The organism is Streptomyces sp. NPDC002785, assembly GCF_040295565.1.
In the GTDB taxonomy this organism is placed as follows: Bacteria; Actinomycetota; Actinomycetes; order Streptomycetales; family Streptomycetaceae; genus Streptomyces.
In genome coordinates, this window is the sequence record NZ_JBEOVN010000020.1 from 19,228 (window position 1) to 37,675 (window position 18,448).

Consider the following 18,448-nt stretch of genomic DNA (forward strand, 5'->3'; position numbering starts at 1 on the left):
TTGGGGCAGGGCCGAGGAGGGCCGGGTGACGACCTATGACGATCGAGCGAGCCTCACAGATCTGACCACGACTGCGGAGCGGGTGCGCAGGTCGGTGGAGAGCGTGATCGAGGGCAAGCCTGAGGTCGTACGGCTTTCGCTGACCGTGCTGCTGGCGGAGGGGCATCTCCTCATCGAGGATGTCCCCGGCGTCGGCAAGACGATGCTGGCCAAGGCGCTGGCGCGGTCCATCGACTGCTCGGTGCGGCGCATTCAGTTCACACCGGACCTGCTGCCTTCGGACATCACCGGTGTGTCCATCTTCGACCAGCAGCGGCGCGACTTCGAATTCAAACCGGGCGCGATCTTCGCCCAGATCGTGATCGGCGACGAGATCAACCGGGCCTCACCGAAGACCCAGTCGGCGCTGCTGGAGTCGATGGAGGAGCGCCAGGTCACCATCGACGGGCACACGTACGAGCTGCCCGACCCGTTCATGGTGGTGGCCACCCAGAACCCGGTGGAGATGGAGGGCACCTATCCGCTGCCCGAAGCCCAGCGCGACCGGTTCATGGCCCGGGTGTCGATCGGCTATCCGAGTGCGGACGCCGAGCTGCAGATGCTCGATGTGCACGGCGGGATCTCGCCGCTCGACGATCTGCAGCCGGTGGCGCACGCGCACGACATGGTGAAGCTGATCGAGGCGGTACGGACGGTACATGTGGCCGATGCCGTGCGGCGGTACGCGGTGGAGCTCGTCGGGGCCACCCGCAGCCATCCCGATCTCCGGCTCGGCGCCTCGCCGCGAGCCACCCTGCATCTGCTGCGCGCGGCGAAGGCCTCCGCGGCGCTGAGCGGCCGGGACTACTGCCTGCCGGACGATGTGCAGGCGCTGGCGGTCGCGGTGCTCGCGCACCGGCTGCTGCCGACGGCACAGGCCCAGCTGAACCGTCGTACGGCCGAGCAGGTCGTGCTGGAGATCCTGCAGCAGACGCCGGTGCCTACCGCCGGCGGCGGCGCCCAGGTGCAGCCCCAGCACCACCCGGGCCGTCCGGTGTACGGCCGGCAGCAGCCCGGCGTACGGCGGGTGTGATGACCTCCGGGGGGCCGGCCGCGATGGACGACGGCGACGACAAGGGCGGTCTGCGGGCCGCTCTGAGCGGGCTGACCACGCGCGGGCGGTCCTTCCTCGCAGCCGGTATCGCCGCGGCGATCTGCGCATATGTGCTGGGACAGGCGGATCTGCTGCGGGTCGGGCTACTGCTCGCCGCGCTGCCGCTCGTCTGTGTCGTGGTGCTCGTCCGTACCCGTTACCGGGTCGCGGGCACCCGGCGGCTCTCACCGTCCCGGGTGCCCGTGGGCACGGAGGCGCGGGTCCATCTGCGGATGGAGAACGTGTCGCGGCTGCCGACCGGGCTGCTGATGCTGCAGGACCGGGTGCCCTATGTACTCGGGCCGCGACCCCGGTTCGTGCTCGACCGGGTGGAGGCGGGCGGCCGTCGCGAGGTCTCCTATCGGGTGCGGTCGGATCTGCGCGGGCGCTATCCGCTGGGGCCGCTGCAGCTGCGGCTGAGCGATCCGTTCGGGCTGTGCGAGCTGACCCGTTCGTTCAGCGCGTACGACACCCTCGTCGTCATTCCACGGACCGAGCCCCTGCCACCGGTACGGCTGGCGGGCGAGGCCTCGGGGTACGGCGAGGGACGGCAGCGTTCGCTGGCGCTGGCCGGTGACGACGACGTGATTCCGCGCGGCTACCGGCACGGCGACGATCTGCGCCGGGTCCACTGGCGCTCCACCGCACGCTACGGCGAACTGATGGTGCGCCGCGAGGAGCAGCCGCAGCGGGCCAGGTGCACAGTACTGCTGGACACTCGGCGGATCGCCTATCAGGGGATGGGGCCCGACTCCGCCTTCGAGTGGGCGGTGTCCGGGGTGGCGTCCACGCTGGTGCACATGCTGGAGCGCGGCTTCGCGGTCCGGCTGCTGACCGACGACGGGAACGCGGTTCCGGGCGAGGGCGAAGGAGGCTTCGCCGGATCGACACAGGAGTCCGCGAACTCCGCGGGTCTGATGATGGACACCCTGGCGGTGGTCGACCACTCCGACGGGGGCGGTCTGTCACGTGCGTACGACGTGCTGCGCGGCGGCAGCGAAGGGCTGCTGATCGCGTTCTTCGGTGATCTGGACGAGGAGCAGGCGGCAATGGCGGCCCGGATGCGGCAGCGCAGTGGCGGCGCAGTCGCGTTCGTACTGGACAGTACGGCCTGGGTGCAGGGCACCGCCCCGCCCGCAGGGGCGGACACGGCGTTCGAGCGGCGGCTGCGGCTGCTGCGCGAATCGGGCTGGACGGCGGTGGCGGTGGCGCCGGGGACCGGTCTCGCCCGGTATTGGCAGCAGGCAGGGCACCAAGGCCTGGCGACGCAGTCCGCTGCCGTCGGCGGCACGACAGGTGGCACGACAGGTTTCTCCGGGGGATGGTCATGAACGGTCGTGGTCGGCTGACGCTGTGCGCCTTTGCGGCGACGCTGTTGGCGGCGGGCTCGATGCTGCCGCTGGTCGAGCCGGCCGGGTGGATCCTGCAGGCTGCGTTTCTGCTGGCGGTCCAGAGCGGGATGGGCGCGCTCGCCCGCCGGGTGCCCATGCCCCGAATGCTGATCGTCTCGGCGCAGACGCTGGTCACGCTGGTTCTGCTGACGGTGGTGTTCGCCAGGACTCAGGCGTTGGCCGGCGTCCTGCCGGATCCCGAGGCCGTCCACCGGCTCGCGGATCTGCTGACGTCGGGCGCCGAGGATGTCGGAAGGTACGCCGCTCCGGCGCCCGTGACGGACGGCATCCGGCTGATGCTGATCGGAGGTGTGCTCCTGGTCGGCCTGGTCGTGGACGCCCTCGCTGTGACGTTCCGCAGCGCGGCCCCGGCCGGTCTGCCGCTCCTCGCGCTGTACTCGGTCGCCGCAGGACTTTCCGAGGGTGGAGCGGACTGGCTCTGGTTCCTGCTCGCGGCCGGTGGCTATCTGCTGCTTCTGCTGGCCGAGGGCCAGGACCGGCTCTCCCAGTGGGGGCGGGTCTTCAGCGGCGCGACCAGATCCCCGGGCGGTTCGGCGGTCGGTGCGGCGATCTCCGGCGGCCGCCCGGCGGCCCCGGTCCGCACCGGACGCCGCATCGGCGCGCTGGCGCTGGGGATCTCACTGGTCGTACCGGCGGCGCTGCCGGCGCTCGACAGCAGTCTGCTGGCCGGTACGGGCGGCACGAACGGCAAGGGGAGCGGCGGCACCATCTCAGCGGTCAACCCCCTGGTCTCGCTGCAGAACAATCTGAACCAGTCGGAGAACCGGGAGGTGATGTCCTACCGCACCAATTCCGGTGACCCGCAGGGCTTCTACCTGCGGATCCTGGCCCTGGACCAGTTCAACGGAAACGAGTGGCGGCCCTCCACCCGCAGTCTGAAGGATGTGCCGAAGCGGCTCCCGGCCCCGGAGGGTCTCAGCCCGGACGTGATGGTCACGGAGACCAGGTCGAACATCTCCGCGTCCCGTTCGTACCAGCAGACCTATCTGCCGCTCCCCTATCCCGCGACCGAGGTCAGGATCGACGGGCGCTGGCGGTACGAGCCGATGGGGCGGACGCTCGTCGGTGACCGCGGGGAGACGACCCGCGGCGCGCAGTACCAGGTCTCCAGTCTGATGGTCCAGCCGACCGCCGATCAGCTCGCTGCGGCAGGCACTCCGCCGGCCGCTCTGCAGCGCGAGTACACCCATGTTCCCGGCTCCCTGCCGAAGGTGGTCAGGGAGACTGCGCACAGGGTGACGAAGGGCGCCGCCAACAACTACGAGCGTGCGGTGAAGCTGCAGAACTTCTTCGCCTCGGACGGCGGCTTCACCTACGACACCTCGGTGAACTCGGGCACCGGGAGCGCGGCGATCGGCCGGTTCCTGAAGGACAAGCAGGGCTTCTGCGTCCACTTCTCGTTCACGATGGCCGCGATGGCGCGGACGCTGGGTATTCCGGCGCGGGTCGCGGTGGGCTTCACTCCTGGCACTGCACAGCCGAACGGTTCGGTGTCGGTGGGGCTGCGCGATGCGCATGCCTGGCCCGAGCTGTATTTCGAGGGCATCGGGTGGACCCGTTTCGAACCGACCCCGGCGCGGGGCACCGCCCCGTCCTACACCCAGCCTGACGCCCCGGCCGGCGGCACATTCGACCCGGCCCGGCCCGAGAAGGGCGCCTCGGCCGCTCCGACGGTCGCGCCGTCCGTCTCGGACAGTTGCCCGGCTCAGATGCGCAAGCAGGGCGAGTGCGGCAGCTCGGCGGCGCCGGGGGTGGTTGCTCCGACGGATTCCGGGACGCCGACAGGCACCGTCCTCGGTCTGGTCCTGGTCGCCTTGGTGGTCCTGGCGCTGCCGTTGCTGCCCATGCTCTGGCGGCTTCGGGCGCGCAGGCGCAGGCTGAGTTTCTCCGCCGGACGTACGCCGGCTGATGCAACGGCCAGAACGCTGGCGGCCTGGCGGGAGATCATCGACACGGCGTGGGACCACGGCATCGAGCCGGACGACTCCCAGACCCCGCGCAAGGTGGCGGCCCGGGTGGTGCGGCTGGGGCAGCTCGACCCCGACGAGGCCACCGCGGTGCACCGGGTGGCGGGGGCGGTGGAGCAGGTGCTCTACGCCCCGGAGCCCCGGTCGGGTACCGGGCTCGCCGAGGACGTGGAGGCGGTACGGGCCGGACTGCGGGCGTCGGCCGGCCGGTTCACCCGAATCCGTGCAGTCGTGGCACCGCGCTCGGCCGTTCGGGTGATCTGGGCGGCCTCGGATCGCTGGGCGGCGTTCACCGGCAGGTGGGCGTCGCGGTGGGGCCGGGACCGGTGGACGGGTCGGCTGCGGCGGCCGTCCCGCCAACAGGGATGACGGGGGGGGCGTGGCCTGCGCCCCGTCTCCACCACGCCAACAGGGGTGACGGGGGGCCGGCCTGCGGCCCGCCTCCACCACGCCAGCGGGCATGAGGGGGCGTGGCCTGCGGCCCGCCTCTGTCCTCGATCGCCGGACGGGCCGGCAGGCGCCTGGGGCCACCCGGCAGCCTTTCACCCCGGCAGCGGACGCGGGCTTGAAGCTTCCTGGGGCCGGCCCGCAGTCCCTCGCCCTGAAGAGCCGGACAGGTTTGGCGCTTCCTCGGGCCTGCCCGGCGATTGAGGGCAGGCCGGAGCCGAAGGCCAGCCCCGGGCACACGTGAGGGGCGGCCGCAAAAATGCGGCCGCCCCTCACCCAAGATTGTCCGGGGCCCTACTGGCCCTGCTCGTCACGGCGGCGCTGCCACCGCTGCTCGATCCGGTTCATCACGGTCCGGCGTTGCCTGGGCTGGCGGCGTTCGCCACCGCCTCCGGCTGCCTGTCGCTCGCCCGGCTTGGGCGCTTTGCGCCAACCAGTGACCGCAAGGACCGCACAGCCGAGCATGACGAGGAACCCCACCACACTGATCCAGATCTGCTGGGCGACCATTCCGGCCATGAGGAGCGCGATACCCACCAGGAAGCCTGCGACCGCCTGGTAGACCCGTCGCCGGGTGTACGTACGCAGCCCGCTTCCCTCGAGCGCTGTCGCGAACTTGGGATCTTCGGCGTACAGCGCTCGCTCCATTTGCTCGAGCATTCGCTGCTCGTGCTCCGAGAGCGGCACGGAGTCCTCCTCGTCGTCGGCCGCGGGGGGGGCGGCCGGTATGCGGCCATTCCAGGATAGGCAGGGATTCGTCCCCGTGAAACCCGCCCTCTTTCCAATCAGCCAGTCCGGGCCGCAACGACGGCTCAGCTGCTGAGGCGTTGATTCCCCAACCTCCGATCCGTCATGCCGGATGGTGTCCCCCGATCATACGGGGCCAAGTCCCCGATCGGGGGTCCTGGGGCGTACTCCATCTGCGGCTGCGTCCCTGATCAGCCGCGCTACAGCTGAGCTGCCACCGGCCGGCGGTCGCGCTCAGGCGCGCTTCGTGCCCAGAACGTGCAGCTGCGTCGCGACCGAGTGGAAGGCGGGCAGTTCGGCCGCGGCCGCCTCCAGCCTGAGCAGGGCCTCCATGGCACCGGGTTCAGTGTCCACCAAGGCGCCCGGTACGAGGTCGGCGAAGACCCGTACGCCGTGGACCGCGCCGACCTCGACATCCGCCGCGGAGACCAGCTCGGTGAGCTGCTCCGCGGTGTAGCGCCGAGGCACCGGGTCCCCGTCGCCCCAGCGGCCGGCCGGGTCGCTGAGCGCCTGCCGGGCCTCGGTGAAGTGACCGGCGAGCGCCCGGGCCAGGACTGCGCCACCGAGCCCGGCGGCAAGCAGGCTGAGCGCACCGGACGGACGGAGAGCCGCGACCGCGTTGCGCACGCCCTCGGCGGGGTCGTCCACGTACTCCAGGACTCCGTGACACAACACCGCGTCGTAACCACCGCGCTCGACCACCTCGAACAGGCCGTGGATGTCGCCCTGGACCCCGCGGACCCGGTCGGCGACCCCGGCCTCGGCGGCTCGGCGCTCCAGGGCGAAGAGCGCGTTGGGGCTGGGGTCGACGACGGTGACCCGGTGGCCGAGACGGGCTACCGGCACCGCGAAGTTGCCGGTGCCGCCGCCGGTGTCCAGGACATCCAGGGCGTCCCTGCCGGTCGCCTTGACCTGGCGGTCGAGGGCGTCCTTCAGGACCTCCCAGACCACGGCGGTACGGAGGGAGGCGCGGGGGCGCAGCTGGTCCGACACGGCAGATGACTCCTCGACACGATGCCGCCACTGACGGCGGAGCGTGAACAGTGCAGGTGGTGGTGCTGTCCACCCTATTGCCTCGCGCCCCCGTCGCCGTCATCCCGCGTCGGGCCGCTCCTTCCGGGCCTGCGGGAGCACCGGCTGAAGCGCCAGCATCCGCTCGACCAGGCGCAGGAACGTCGCCGCGTCACGCAGCAGATCGTCGGCGTCCCGTCGACTGGCCGCGCCCGGTATACCGGCTTCCGCGCGGGCCCTGCGACGGGCACCGGAGGCGAACAGCGCGCTCCATTCGGTCAGCTCGGGGGCTATTTCCGGGAGGACCTCCCAGGCGCTGCGGATCCGCTCCCGGCGCCGCCTGGAGATCTCGGGGCGGCCCCGCACGGCGAGCACGGCGGCGGCGGTGCGCAGCGCGGCCAGGTGGGCGGTGGCATACCGCTCGTTCGGCACGTCGAGAACGGCGGCCTCGTCGAGGCCGGTGTGGGCCTGGGCGAGCAGGTCGAGGGCGGCGGGCGGCGCCGTGGTGCGGCGCGGAACGGGGTGGACATCGTTTGCCGGACCGGTCAGTGAGGGGGCAGGGCCGTCTGCGCGGCGCCGGGGTGCGGCTGCTGCTGACGAGTGGGCCATGACGAAACCTCCTGTCTCGTGTAACGGCTCCGTGGCCGTATGTATCCATCGTGAGGGGCACCACTGACAATCGAGCCCGCCTACCCCCTGACCTGCTCTTTTGCTTCGATCGGGAGTTCACGCTATTTTTTGGACTGACCAGTCAGTTCAAAAACGAGGGGGAGGGTCTGTGGACAGCCCGCACGGGGCAGCTGTCACCGCCGAGGATTTCGGGCTCAAGGGACCACGCGGCTGGGCCTTCCGCAGCGTAGGCATCAAGGCCGGGCCCGGCTCACTTGTGGCGATCGAGGGCCCGTCCGGCTCCGGCCGCACCTGCCTGTTGCTCGCCCTCACCGGCCGGATGCGCCCCACCGAGGGCCGGGCGGAGATCGGCGGACTGTGCCTGCCGCGCAAGATGGCCGCTGTACGCCGCATCAGTGCGCTGGGTCCGGTGCCCGGGGTCAGCGAGCTCGACCCGGCCTTCACCGTCGCCGAGCACCTGCGCGAGCGGGCCCTGCTGCAGCGCCGCTTCGACGGTTCGCTGCGCGCCCTGCTGCGTCCGCGCGCCGAGCGCATCGCCACCGCGCGGGGACGGATCGACGCGGCGCTGGACGCCGCCGGACTCGCCCCCGCCGCCCTGCCCAAGGCCGAGCGGACCTCCGTACGGGATCTGGAACGGCTGGAGGCGCTGCGGCTGTCCATCGCCCTCGCGCTGATCGGCCGTCCCCGGCTGCTCGCGGTGGACGACACGGATCTCAAGCTCTCCGACTCCGAACGGGCCCAGGCCTGGGAGCTGCTGCGGTCGATCGCCGACAGCGGGACGACCGTGCTCGCCGTGTGCAGCCAGGCACCCGAGGGCGCCATCACCGTACGTACCGGCACCACGGCCGCACCGGCGGACGCGCAGGACACCGCAGCCGAGGAAACCACGACCGAGAAGGGACCGGCCGATGCGTTCGCCGAGACTGGCCGCGCTTGAGCTGAAGCGTTTCGGCAGGGGAAAGCTCCCGATCGCCGCACTCATCGCGCTCCTGCTGCTGCCGCTGCTCTACGGTGCCCTGTACCTGTGCTCCTTCTGGGACCCGTACAGCCGCCTCGACAAGATCCCGGTCGCGCTGGTCAACGACGACAAGGGCGCCACCGCCGCCGGAAAGCACATCGCGGTCGGCGACGAGATCACCGGCAAGCTCCTCGACTCCAAGACCTTCGAGTGGCACAAGGTGAGTTCCGCCGAGGCGCACAAGGGCGTCGAGGACGGTACGTACTACCTCTCGCTCACCATGCCGTCGGACTTCAGCAAGCGGATCGCGTCCAGTTCGGGTGACTCCCCCGAGACCGGCGCGCTCCAGGTGCGGACCAACGACGCCAACAACTACATCGTCGGGCAGATCTCCCGGACGGTGTTCTCCGAGGTGCGCACCGCCGCGTCGACCAACGCCTCGCGCAGCTTCCTCGACCGGATCTTCATCAGCTTCTCCGACCTCCACGACGCGACGGCCAAGGCCGCCAAGGGCGCCGACGACCTCAAGGGCGGCATCGGCAAGGCGAAGAAGGGATCGCAGGATCTGGCGGACGGGCTGAAGAACGCCAAGGCCGGCAGCAGCAATCTGGCCGGTGGGATCGTCAAGCTGAACACGGGAGCGGGCGACCTTGAAACCGGCTCCCGGCAGGTCGCCGAGGGCACCCAGCTGCTCGCCGACAAGGTCAACGGGGTGGCGGCCGACGCCCGCCCGTTCCTGAAGGACAACGGCAAGTCGATCGGCGACACCGCCCGGCTGGTCGCCGATTCCTCGCAGACCGTACGGGACAACCTCGACCGGCTGGTGAAGTCGGCGCCCACCGCGGCAACCGCCGCCCACACGGCCTCCGACGACCTCGCCGAGGTCTACCGCACCAGTTGCACCCAGCAGCCGCCCACCGATCCCACCGTCTGCCCGCCGCTGAAGCGCGCGAAGACCGCGGCAGCCGATGTCGCGAAGGTCGCCGACGATGTGAATGTGCTGGTCACGAACCAGAACGGCGATCTGAAGAAGCTGCGCGGCCGGCTGACCACGCTGCAACAGCAGGCCAATGACCTCGCCAAGAGCGCGCCGCACCTGGACGAGGACCTGAAGTCCGCGGTGAAGAAGGTCAACGCGCTCAACACCGGCGCCCACAAGGTCGCCAAGGGAGCGAGCGAACTGCACACCGGCCTGGCCACGGCCAAGACCGGCTCCACCGACCTCGACACCGGGGTGAGCAATCTCAAGAAGGGCGCGATCGACCTGGACGGCGGGCTGGTCCGGCTCGGCGACGGTTCGGCCACCCTCGCCCAGGGACTCAACGACGGCGTCGGCAAGATCCCCGACTACGACAAGAAGGACCGCGACGCGCGTACGGAAGTCATGGCCGACCCGGTGCAGCTGGCCTCCAAGTCGCTGCACGCGGCCCCCAACTACGGCACCGGCTTCGCCCCTTACTTCATCCCGCTCTCCCTCTGGGTCGGCGCGATGGTGGCGTACATGCTGATCCAGCCGCTCAACCGGCGCGCACTCGCCGCCGGGGCCTCCGCCTGGCGGATCGCCTTCGCGGGCTGGCTGCCGGTGGCCTCGATCGGTCTGCTGCAGGTGGCTGCCCTGATGTCCGTACTGCACTGGGGGCTCGGTCTGCAGATGACCCGTGCCGCCGGAACGATCGGCTTCCTGGCGCTGGTGACTTGCTGCTTCTCAGCGATCGTCCAGTGGCTCAACGCCCGGTTCGGGGCTGCGGGACGGATTCTCGTGCTGGCGGTGCTGATGCTCCAGTTGACCTCGGCCGGGGGTACGTATCCCGTCCAGACCAGCCCCGGATTCTTCAACGCGATCCACCCCTACCTGCCGATGAGTTACATCGTCGAGGGGCTGCGCCGGCTGATCACGGGCGGCGGGCTCGGTCCGGTCTGGCATGGCTGCGCGGTGCTGCTGGCCTTCACAGCGGGGGCGCTCGCCCTGACCGCGCTCTCCGCGCGCCGCAAGCAGGTGTGGACCCTGGACCGGCTTCACCCGGAACTGAGCCTGTGAGCGCGCCCGGACCTGTGAGAATCAGGGGCATGGAAAGCAGTAGCACCACGCGCCGCCAGGCCACCCGGCAGAAGCTCTACGAGGCGGCCGTGACTCTCATCGCCGAGAAGGGCTTCTCGGCGACCACGGTGGACGAGATCGCCGAGAAGGCCGGGGTCGCCAAGGGCACGGTCTACTACAACTTCAAGAGCAAGACCGAGCTCTTCGAGGAGCTGTTGTGCCACGGCGTCGGCCTGCTCACGGCATCGCTGCGCTCGGCGGCAGAGGAGACCGAGGAGCGCGGCGGCACCCGGGTCGAGGCCCTGGACACGATGATCAGGGCCGGTCTGGCCTTCATCGACCGCTATCCGGCCTTCACCCAGCTGTACGTCGCCGAGCTGTGGCGCACCAACCGGGCCTGGCAGGCAACCCTCCTGGTGGTGCGTCAGAAGGCTGTCGCCGTGGTCGAGGAGGTGCTGCGCGAGGGCGTGAAGAACGGTGAGCTCAGTGAGGAGATCGACATCCCGCTGACGGCCGCCGCCCTGGTCGGCATGGTGCTGGTGGCGGCCCTGGACTGGCAGGCGTTCCAGCCGGAGCGGTCGATCGACGATGTGCACTCGGCGCTGTCGCTGCTACTGCACGGGCGGGTCAGCGGGCGCTGACCCCTGCGGCCGGGCGCACCGTCGCACAAAGACGCCGGTCCGGCGCAGGCTCGATCCCCCCGAGCCTGCGCCGGACCGGCGTCTGCTGTGCAGCCGGAGAACCTTCCCCCGTGACCCCGTGACCCCCGTCTTCCCGTGGTCCTCGGGCTCTCCGTCGTACTCCCCCGTTCCGGAAGGAGTGCCGCTCCCGTTCCGCCGCCCCGTGTCGGCGGTGCCGGTGCCGCGCCCCTTTCCGTGGGCTCCACTCTCCCGTCCGCGCTGGTGGGAACCCATCCGCGCACCTACTCATCTCGTTGCCTAGGTACGGATACTCAGGCTGCGCACCGAACCCCACTCCGGGCCGGTCGCCGTCTGGTTACGATCACGTCCGTGTCCGTACTCCCTCTGGTGTTCACAAGCGGCTGGGCGAGCGGGATCAACGCCTATGCCGTGGTCCTGCTGCTCGGCGTCTTCGGCGCGACCGGGATCAGCGACGAGGTGCCCGCATCGCTGCAGCGCACCGATGTCCTCGTCGTGGCCGGTGTGCTCTTCCTGTGCGAGGTGGTGGCGGACAAGATCCCGTACGTGGACTCGGTCTGGGACTCCGCGCACACCGTCATCCGGCCGGTCGCCGGCGCCGTCGTGGCGGCGCTGCTGGCCGGCGAGAGCGGTTCGCTGCCGGCGCTCGCGGCCGGGGCCGTCGGCGGTTCCACCGCGCTGATGAGCCATCTGGTGAAGGCCGGCACGAGGATGGCGGTCAACACCTCCCCCGAGCCGTTCAGCAATATCGCGGTGAGCGCTGCCGAGGACCTGGGCGTCGCGGGAATCGTCACCTTCGCGGTATTCCATCCACTGGTGGCCGCGGTCATCGCCGGGACACTGCTGTTGCTCGGCATGGTGGTACTGGTCTTCCTGACCTCCCGGATCCGCCGGTTCCTGCGCCGCAGGGCGCAGCGCCGCCAGGAGAAACACCTGGCGGGAGCCGGTTCGCACTGGCCGCTGGACTGAGTGCCGGAGGTGGCCGTTAAGGTCACTGACATGGCACGAATTGCGGTGATCGGCGCCGGGATGGGCGCGATGGCGGCGGCCGCCCGGCTCGCCGTGGCAGGCCACCGGGTGACGGTGTACGAGCGGTCGGAGACCTTCGGCGGCTCGGTCGGCCGGCATGCCCATGAGGGCTTCGCCTTCGACACAGGTCCCACGCTGCTGCATCTGCCCGCGGTCTACCGCGACTTGTTCGTGAAGACCGGCAAGGAGCCGCTGGAGCGGTGCGTCACGATGACCCAGGTCGATCCGGCGAGCCGCCACATCTTCGCGGACGGCACGGCGGTCTCGCTCCCGAATGCCTCACGGGCCGGGGTGGTCGCCGCCCTGGACACCGCGCTCGGGGGCGGCGCGGGCGCGGCCTGGGGCGAGTTCCTCGACCGGGCGCGCGATGCCTGGGACCGGTCCCGGCGTCCGCTGCTGGAGGAGCCGTTGCGCTCCGACTGGCAGGTGCTCGGCCGTGATCCGTATCCGGCGCTCCGGCAGCGCCGGCTGCTGCGCTCGGCCCGTCGGGCGGGCACGGTGACGGAGATCGGCGCGTGGGAGCTCTCGGACCCCCGGCTGGCCGCCCTGCTCGACGGGTACGCCCTGTCGTACGGGCTCGACCCGCTGCGCGCCCCGGCGGCGGCCGCCCTGCTGCCGTACATGGAGGAGACCTTCGGCAGCTGGTACGTCTCCGGCGGGATCCGGGCCCTGGCGCAGGCGGTGTACGAGCGGTGTCTGGCCCGGAAGGTGGAGTTCGTCTTCGGCGGCGAGGTGGCCCGGGTCGTCGAGAAGGACGGCCGGGCGGCGGGCGTTGAGCTCCTGGACGGGACGCTTGCCGAGGCCGACCACGTGGTGCTGGGAGCCCGTCCGTACCCGGGCCTGGTGCCCGGTCATGAGCTCTGGCGGGACGGCGATGTCGCGGTGCAGCCCCGGCAGGGGGTGGTGCCGGGCCGGTTCCTGGTCCTGCTGTCGCTGCGCGACGCCCGGCCCGCGGATGCCGTACACCGGACCCTGGTGCACCCGGTGGACGGTGGGGCGGAGCGCGAGGCGGTGTTCGGCGGAAGGCTCGCCGACCGTCCCACGGTGACGGTGCTGCGTCCGGACGACCCGTCGACCCGCCCCGACGACGCGCACGAGGCAGTGACGCTGATGGCGACGGTCGCCCCGCACGGGGCGGTGGACTGGATGGACACGGCGCTGCGCGAGCGGTGCGCCGACGCGCTGATCGAGGCGGCCGGTGCGGCCGTGCCCGGCATACGGGAGCGACTGCTCCACGCCGAGGTGCGGACCCCGGCCGAGACGGCGGCCGACACCGGCGCCGAGGGCGGCTCGGTGCCCGCACCGGCGCTGGCCGGGGCGGAGGGCGCGTATCTGCATCCGGGCAATCGCACCCGGCTGCCGGGGCTCTACGCCGCGGGCGGCTGGTCGCATCCGGGCGGCGGGCTCGCCCACGCGGGGATGTCGGGGGCACTGGTCGCCGGACTGATCGTGGAGGGGGACGGGTTCCGGGGCTCCCAATGAGGGTGGCGCCGCCGGCCGTCGGCGCCACCGGGGTGCCGGGCGCGTCCGATCGCCGCCCTGCCCCCGGTCACCCCTGCGGCCCCCTGCCCCTGCCGGGCCGCCGTCAGTAGCGGTTCTGCTGCTCGTTGTAGCCGGTGTCGTAGCCGTTCGGGTACGGGGCAGGTTCTGCGGGCCGCTCCGGAGGTGCGGACGGGTACTGCTCGCCCTCGCGCTGCTGCGGCACCCAGACACCGCCGGGCGGGGTCTCGGGGGCGTACGGATCGGCGGCGTACTGCTGCTGGTCGCCGTGGCTGTCGTAGCCGTTGCCGTAGCTGTCGTACGCGGCGTACTGCGTGGAGCCGCCGGTGGTGCCGGTCCCGATGTACGGGTCGGAGTACGCGGCGTACTGCTGCTGGCCCGTGCCGTAGTCGTACTGCCCGGCGAAGGAGTCCTGACCGACGTACGGGTCCTGGCCCGGCGCCGCGTACGTGGAGTGGTCGGCATAGGGGTCGTGCGCGGCGTACTGGGGCTGTTGCCCGGGCTGACTGCCCTGGTCCTGTCCCTGCTGCGCCTGCGGGTGATTGCTGTAGATGCCGTACTGCCCGGTGTCGTCCGGCAGCGGCTCCGGCTCGTAGATTGCAGCGCCCGGCGCCGCGGTGTCCGCCCGCTGCGGGACCTGCTCGTCGTACCCCGTCTCCAGGTCCGACACCTTGAGCGTGGGCTCACCGTTGCCCCGGTCGCTCCCGCCCCGGCGGCGACGGCTCTCGCCGGGGCCACCCCCTATCGCCCAGCCGGTCGAGAAGCCGCGCCGGAAGGACAGCGTGACGTAGGTCTGACCGGTCGCGAACGCGATCGCGCCGACGGCGATGACGAACACGGACGGCATCAGTACGCCGACGACCACGCAGCCGAAGCCCGCGAAGGCGAGCAGACGCCAGCGAAGGCGCGCCTTGTACTGCAGGAGCACCTCGCCGAGCAGCCACAGCGCCACGGCTCCGAACGCGATGTAGAGGACTGTCCAGCCCATGCCCGCCCCCTCCTACGGCCACCGCCCCGGATCGTGGCGGGTACGGCCGGTCACGACTGCTTGTGCAGTCCGAGATTCTCGTAGATTTCGAGCGTCGCCGTCGAGTTGTTGAGCGTAATGAAGTGCAGTCCGGGCACACCCTCGGACCGCAGCCTCGCGCAGAACTGCGTTGCGAAGTCGATGCCAATGGAGCGTACAGCGGCGGGATCATCCTTGGCGGCGAGGATGCGTTCTTTCAGCGCGGAAGGGAAAGACGCGTTGCTGAGCTGCGCAAACCGGTCCAACTGCTTGACGCTGGTCAGCGGCATGACCTCGGGAATGATCGGCGTTTCGCAACCCGCAGCGACCACGCGGTCACGCATCCGCAAATAGTCCTCCGGATTGAAGAACATCTGAGTGATCGCATAGTCGGCACCGGCACGGCACTTGTCCACGAAATGCCGGATGTCGGTGTCCCAGTCGGTCGAGCGCGGGTGCATCTCGGGAAATGCCGCGACGCCGACACAGAAATCGCCGGATTCCTTGATGAGCCGAACGAGATCGGCCGCGTACCGCACGCCCTGCGTGTGCTCGACCCACTCGCCCATCGGGTCGCCGGGCGGGTCTCCGCGCACGGCGAGGATGTTCCGGATCCCGGCGTCGGCGTACTGTCCGATCATGTTGCGCAGCTCGGCGACGGAGTGGTTGACCGCCGTGAGGTGGGCGACCGGAGTGAGGGTGGAATCGGCGGCGATCTGCTGGGTGGCCTTGACCGTCCCGGCACGGGTGGAGCCACCGGCCCCGTAGGTCACGGAGACGAAGCTCGGCCCCACCGCCTCGACGCGGCGCAGCGCATTCCAGAGGTTCCGCTCACCCTTCTCGGTCTTGGGCGCCCAGAACTCGAACGAATACGAGGTCTTGCCGGTCGCGAGGAGCTCACGCACCGTGCGCGCGTGATCTGTCCTGGTAGAAGGTGTGCCAAGGGCCATACGGGCAGGTTAACCAGAGCGCGACGACCACCGGACCAGACCAGCGGTAATTGCCCGAATTGACTGGTTGTTTGTCCATCCTTCGGACATCCGGCCGGATCACGCTCCGGCGCGCGCCCGGATTCTCTTGGCCAGCTCGGCGGTGGCGGCGGCGGGATCGGTGGCCTCGGTGATCGCCCGTACGACGACCACCCGGCGCGCTCCGGCGTCCAGCACCTCGTCGAGATTGCCCGCGTCGATCCCGCCGATGGCGAACCACGGGCGCCGCTGGTCGAGCGAGGCTGCGTACCGTACGAGGTCCAGGCCCGGGGCGTGCCGACCGGGCTTGGTCGGGGTGGGCCAGCAGGGGCCGGTGCAGAAGTAGTCCACCCCGGGCTCGGCGACGGCCGCGTCGACCTCGGACTCGGCGTGGGTGGAGCGGCCGATCACCACGTCCTCGCCGATGACGGCGCGCGCGGCGGGGACCGGCAGGTCGCCCTGGCCGAGGTGCAGCACGTCGGAGCCGATGGCGTGGGCGACATCGGCTCGGTCGTTCACCGCGAGGAGCTTGCCGTGGCGCCTGCAGGCTTCGGCGAAGACCGCCAGGTGATCGAGCTCTTCGGCCGCTTCCATGCCCTTGTCGCGCAGCTGGACGATGTCCACCCCATGGGAGAGGGCGGCGTCGAGGAACGCGGGGAGGTCACCTTGGCGCCTGCGGGCATCCGTGCACAGATAGAGCCGGGCATCGGACAGCAGCGCGCGAGGCGTGGACATGGTGCGGTTCCCCCCTGGGAGAGCGTTGCGAAACGGCGGCCGGGGCGGCGCGGGGGTGCGGGCCGCGTAGTGCTGCGCGACCCGCACCTCACGTACAGCCTGCGGTCAGACGGCGAGCGCCTGGGCGCGACGCTTCACCTCCGTGCCGCGATTCTCGCTCAGCGCCTGGGCAGGGGTGCCCGGCAGGGTCGGGTCGGGAGTGAAGAGCCATTCCAGCATCTCTTCGTCGGTGTAGCCGTCGTCCCTCAGGAGCGTCAGGGTTCCGGAGAGGCCCTTGACCACCTTGTTGCCGTCGATGAAAGCGGCAGGCACCTGGAGCGCCCGGTTCTCACCACGTCGTACGGCGATGAGCTGGCCCTCCTTGACCAGCTGCCGTACGCGAGTCACCTCGACATCGAGCATTTCGGCGATGTCTGGCAGGTAGAGCCAGTCGGGGACGAGAGCATCAATCTTTGCGTCAATCTCGGTCACAGGGACAAGCGTGCCATCCCGGACCGACAGTCGGTAGCCGGGCCGACCGTACGGGGGTCGGGATACGCCGTCAGAGGGTTGCCGACTTCAGCGGTACGGAGGGGTCGGCCGCCCGTTCCGGATCGAGCCGCACCCCCGCCTCGATGAGCTTGCGCCCCTGTGCCAGATCGCGTGGCCGGCCGACGGCGAGGACCGCGACCAGGACGCCGTCCCGCAGCCAGCACACCGACCAGGAGGGACCGGCCGGATCGCCGCGCCACAACAGGGTGTCGGCGCTCCCGTGATGGCCCGCGTACTGCACGAACCGGTCGAACTGCTCGGACCAGAAGTAGGGCACGGGGTCGTACGTCTGCGGCGCCGGGCCGTCCTCGGCCCCCGCCCCGATGATGTTGGCGGCGGCGGTCCGTGGGCCCTGGAGGGCGTTGTCCCAGTGGTGGATGAGCAGGCGTTCGCCGTACCGGGCGGAGGGGAACGAGGCGCAGTCACCGACCGCGTACACATCGGGCAGCGAGGTACGCAGCGCACCGTCGGCGGTCACCGATCCGTCGGGGCCGAGCGCGATGCCGGAGCCGGCCAGCCAGCCGGTGGCGGGCCGTGCGCCGATTCCGACGACGACCGCTTGGGCCGGGATCGTGCGGCCGTCCGCGAGGTACACCCGGCCGGGTTCGATGCGGGCGACCCGGGCTCCGGTGAGGAGTTCGGCGCCGCTCTCGGCGTACCAGGCGGCCATCGGGGCGGTGACCTCGGCGGGCATCGCGCCCGCGAGGGGCCGGTCGGCGGCCTCGACGACGGTGACCTCGCAGCCCGCGGCGCGGGCCGCGGTGACGAATTCGGCGCCGATCCAGCCCGCGCCGACGACCACGACGCTGTGCTGCCCGTCGAGGACGGGCCGCAGCCGTGCCGCGTCGTCGAGGGTACGCAGCAGATGGACCCCGGGAACGCCCTCGACGCCGGGCAGGACGACCGGTTCGGCGCCGGTCGCGATCACCAGGACGTCGTAGGGAACGGGTCCTGACGGGGTGTCCAGCTCATGCGCGCCCGGCCGCACACCGGTGACCTCGCGACCGAGTTGCAGATCGATGTCCAGCGCCTCGAAGTCGACGTCGAAGGCGGAGTCCTCGGCCTTGCCGAGCAGTACCGCCTTGGACAGCGGGGGCCGGTCGTAGGGCTGGTGCGGTTCGGCGCCGATCAGGACGACGGGGCCGGCGAAGCCCTGTTCCCGCAGGGCCACCGCCGTCTGCACGCCGGCCATGCCCGCGCCGACGATGACGACGCGGCGCCCTGCCCGCTGGTCCGGCTGCTCTGACTGCTGCTGCTCGCTCACCCGTACACCTTACGCATCTGACGGGGTGTCAGGAAAGGGGAGTTCCTCCACCGTGCTCGTCCCACTGCCCTCCTGAGACTCCCACTCCCACCGCTCGTCCAGCCGGACCCGGCCGTCCGCGAGGTCGACGACGGTGGAGACACAGTGACCGGAGGACGTCGCTCCGTCCTGCTTCAGCTGGATGTACCGGAAGTCGAGGGTGTCGTCGACGCGGGTGCCGACGAGATGGCCGCGGACCACATCGCCGCCCGTGTACTCGGCCCAGATCCGGCCACTCTCCTCGTGGTACGTGAAGCGGGTACGGGTACCGACCTGGCCCGGGGCCTGGTCGGCGACCGGTGAGAGGACGAGTCCGTCGAGCGAACGGGCCACGGTGGCTGCTCCCTTACTGGTCCGGGGGGCTGGGTTTAGGGT

17 protein-coding genes are annotated in these 18,448 nt (G+C 71.0%); 8 read left to right on the plus strand and 9 right to left on the minus strand.

What is annotated here, in order from left to right; all coding sequences use genetic code 11:
* Positions 1–25: 25 nt before the first annotated feature.
* Genes ABTZ94_RS08255 through ABTZ94_RS08265 form a run of 3 tightly spaced genes read left to right on the plus strand, consistent with a single transcriptional unit; the run spans position 26 to position 4,880 of the window.
* Complete coding sequence (locus tag ABTZ94_RS08255; protein WP_351198742.1) at positions 26–1,072, plus strand: AAA family ATPase; 1,047 nt, start codon at positions 26–28, stop codon at positions 1,070–1,072.
* Positions 1,072–2,463 carry a DUF58 domain-containing protein gene (locus tag ABTZ94_RS08260; protein ID WP_351198744.1) on the plus strand — a complete coding sequence of 464 codons (1,392 nt, stop codon included), beginning with the start codon at positions 1,072–1,074 and terminating at the stop codon, positions 2,461–2,463. The genes ABTZ94_RS08255 and ABTZ94_RS08260 overlap by 1 nt, the downstream gene beginning before the upstream one ends.
* Positions 2,460–4,880, plus strand: coding sequence for a transglutaminase TgpA family protein (locus ABTZ94_RS08265; protein WP_351198746.1), 2,421 nt, complete (start codon positions 2,460–2,462; stop codon positions 4,878–4,880). Before ABTZ94_RS08260 ends, ABTZ94_RS08265 begins: the two co-directional genes overlap by 4 nt.
* 372 nt (positions 4,881–5,252) lie before the next feature.
* On the opposite strand, the gene ABTZ94_RS08270 is transcribed toward ABTZ94_RS08265, so the two are convergent.
* From ABTZ94_RS08270 to ABTZ94_RS08280, 3 genes are all read right to left on the minus strand, one after another.
* Complete coding sequence (locus tag ABTZ94_RS08270; protein ID WP_327275703.1) at positions 5,253–5,645, minus strand: SCO2097 family morphological protein; 393 nt, start codon at positions 5,643–5,645, stop codon at positions 5,253–5,255.
* A 294-nt stretch (positions 5,646–5,939) separates the two neighbouring features.
* A complete protein-coding gene (locus tag ABTZ94_RS08275) occupies positions 5,940–6,698 on the minus strand; it encodes a class I SAM-dependent methyltransferase (protein WP_351198749.1) in 759 nt (252 codons plus the stop codon).
* 99 nt (positions 6,699–6,797) lie between these two features.
* The gene (locus ABTZ94_RS08280) at positions 6,798–7,325 is read right to left on the minus strand and encodes an SAV_6107 family HEPN domain-containing protein (protein WP_351198751.1); all 528 of its coding nucleotides are present in this window, start codon (positions 7,323–7,325) and stop codon (positions 6,798–6,800) included.
* A gap of 169 nt (positions 7,326–7,494) precedes the next feature.
* Between ABTZ94_RS08280 and ABTZ94_RS08285 the strand changes: the two genes are divergently transcribed.
* The 5 genes from ABTZ94_RS08285 (at position 7,495) to ABTZ94_RS08305 (ending at position 13,512) form a co-directional block, all read left to right on the plus strand.
* Entirely contained in the window at positions 7,495–8,283 is a 789-nt protein-coding gene (locus ABTZ94_RS08285; RefSeq protein WP_351198753.1) for an ATP-binding cassette domain-containing protein, read from the plus strand.
* Positions 8,255–10,342, plus strand: coding sequence for a YhgE/Pip family protein (locus ABTZ94_RS08290; RefSeq protein ID WP_351198755.1), 2,088 nt, complete (start codon positions 8,255–8,257; stop codon positions 10,340–10,342). The genes ABTZ94_RS08285 and ABTZ94_RS08290 overlap by 29 nt, the downstream gene beginning before the upstream one ends.
* Positions 10,343–10,371: 29 nt before the next feature.
* The gene (locus ABTZ94_RS08295) at positions 10,372–10,983 is read left to right on the plus strand and encodes a TetR/AcrR family transcriptional regulator (RefSeq protein ID WP_351198757.1); all 612 of its coding nucleotides are present in this window, start codon (positions 10,372–10,374) and stop codon (positions 10,981–10,983) included.
* A 369-nt stretch (positions 10,984–11,352) separates the two neighbouring features.
* On the plus strand, positions 11,353–11,970 hold the full coding sequence (locus ABTZ94_RS08300) for a DUF4126 domain-containing protein (RefSeq protein WP_351198759.1): 618 nt from the start codon (positions 11,353–11,355) through the stop codon (positions 11,968–11,970).
* A gap of 30 nt (positions 11,971–12,000) precedes the next feature.
* The gene (locus ABTZ94_RS08305) at positions 12,001–13,512 is read left to right on the plus strand and encodes a phytoene desaturase family protein (protein ID WP_351198761.1); all 1,512 of its coding nucleotides are present in this window, start codon (positions 12,001–12,003) and stop codon (positions 13,510–13,512) included.
* A gap of 103 nt (positions 13,513–13,615) precedes the next feature.
* Here the strand turns inward: ABTZ94_RS08305 and ABTZ94_RS08310 are convergent, their stop codons facing one another.
* From ABTZ94_RS08310 to ABTZ94_RS08335, 6 genes are all read right to left on the minus strand, one after another.
* On the minus strand, positions 13,616–14,518 hold the full coding sequence (locus ABTZ94_RS08310) for a hypothetical protein (RefSeq protein WP_351198763.1): 903 nt from the start codon (positions 14,516–14,518) through the stop codon (positions 13,616–13,618).
* A gap of 50 nt (positions 14,519–14,568) precedes the next feature.
* The gene (gene metF, locus ABTZ94_RS08315; RefSeq protein ID WP_351198765.1) at positions 14,569–15,486 is read right to left on the minus strand and encodes a methylenetetrahydrofolate reductase [NAD(P)H]; all 918 of its coding nucleotides are present in this window, start codon (positions 15,484–15,486) and stop codon (positions 14,569–14,571) included.
* A 99-nt stretch (positions 15,487–15,585) separates the two neighbouring features.
* Positions 15,586–16,239, minus strand: a complete 654-nt coding sequence (thiE, locus tag ABTZ94_RS08320) for a thiamine phosphate synthase (RefSeq protein WP_351198767.1) — start codon at positions 16,237–16,239, stop codon at positions 15,586–15,588.
* A 105-nt stretch (positions 16,240–16,344) separates the two neighbouring features.
* Positions 16,345–16,710: an Rv2175c family DNA-binding protein gene (locus ABTZ94_RS08325; RefSeq protein WP_351198769.1), complete on the minus strand. Its 366-nt coding sequence runs from the start codon at positions 16,708–16,710 to the stop codon at positions 16,345–16,347.
* A 70-nt stretch (positions 16,711–16,780) separates the two neighbouring features.
* Positions 16,781–18,034, minus strand: a complete 1,254-nt coding sequence (locus ABTZ94_RS08330; RefSeq protein ID WP_351198771.1) for an NAD(P)/FAD-dependent oxidoreductase — start codon at positions 18,032–18,034, stop codon at positions 16,781–16,783.
* Positions 18,035–18,043: 9 nt separating this feature from the next.
* Positions 18,044–18,406, minus strand: a complete 363-nt coding sequence (locus tag ABTZ94_RS08335; protein ID WP_351198773.1) for an avidin-fold protein — start codon at positions 18,404–18,406, stop codon at positions 18,044–18,046.
* Positions 18,407–18,448: the final 42 nt, after the last annotated feature.

Bases quoted from the DNA above. Each gene is read 5' to 3' on its own strand.
- ABTZ94_RS08295 (WP_351198757.1), top strand. From the start codon at position 10,372: ATGGAAAGCAGTAGCACCACGCGCCGCCAGGCCACCCGGCAGAAGCTC.
- ABTZ94_RS08265 (WP_351198746.1), top strand. From the start codon at position 2,460: ATGAACGGTCGTGGTCGGCTGACGCTGTGCGCCTTTGCGGCGACGCTG.
- ABTZ94_RS08310 (WP_351198763.1), bottom strand. From the start codon at position 14,518: ATGGGCTGGACAGTCCTCTACATCGCGTTCGGAGCCGTGGCGCTGTGG.
- ABTZ94_RS08260 (WP_351198744.1), top strand. From the start codon at position 1,072: ATGACCTCCGGGGGGCCGGCCGCGATGGACGACGGCGACGACAAGGGC.
- ABTZ94_RS08305 (WP_351198761.1), top strand. From the start codon at position 12,001: ATGGCACGAATTGCGGTGATCGGCGCCGGGATGGGCGCGATGGCGGCG.
- thiE (WP_351198767.1), bottom strand. From the start codon at position 16,239: ATGTCCACGCCTCGCGCGCTGCTGTCCGATGCCCGGCTCTATCTGTGC.
- ABTZ94_RS08290 (WP_351198755.1), top strand. From the start codon at position 8,255: ATGCGTTCGCCGAGACTGGCCGCGCTTGAGCTGAAGCGTTTCGGCAGG.
- ABTZ94_RS08280 (WP_351198751.1), bottom strand. From the start codon at position 7,325: ATGGCCCACTCGTCAGCAGCAGCCGCACCCCGGCGCCGCGCAGACGGC.
- metF (WP_351198765.1), bottom strand. From the start codon at position 15,486: ATGGCCCTTGGCACACCTTCTACCAGGACAGATCACGCGCGCACGGTG.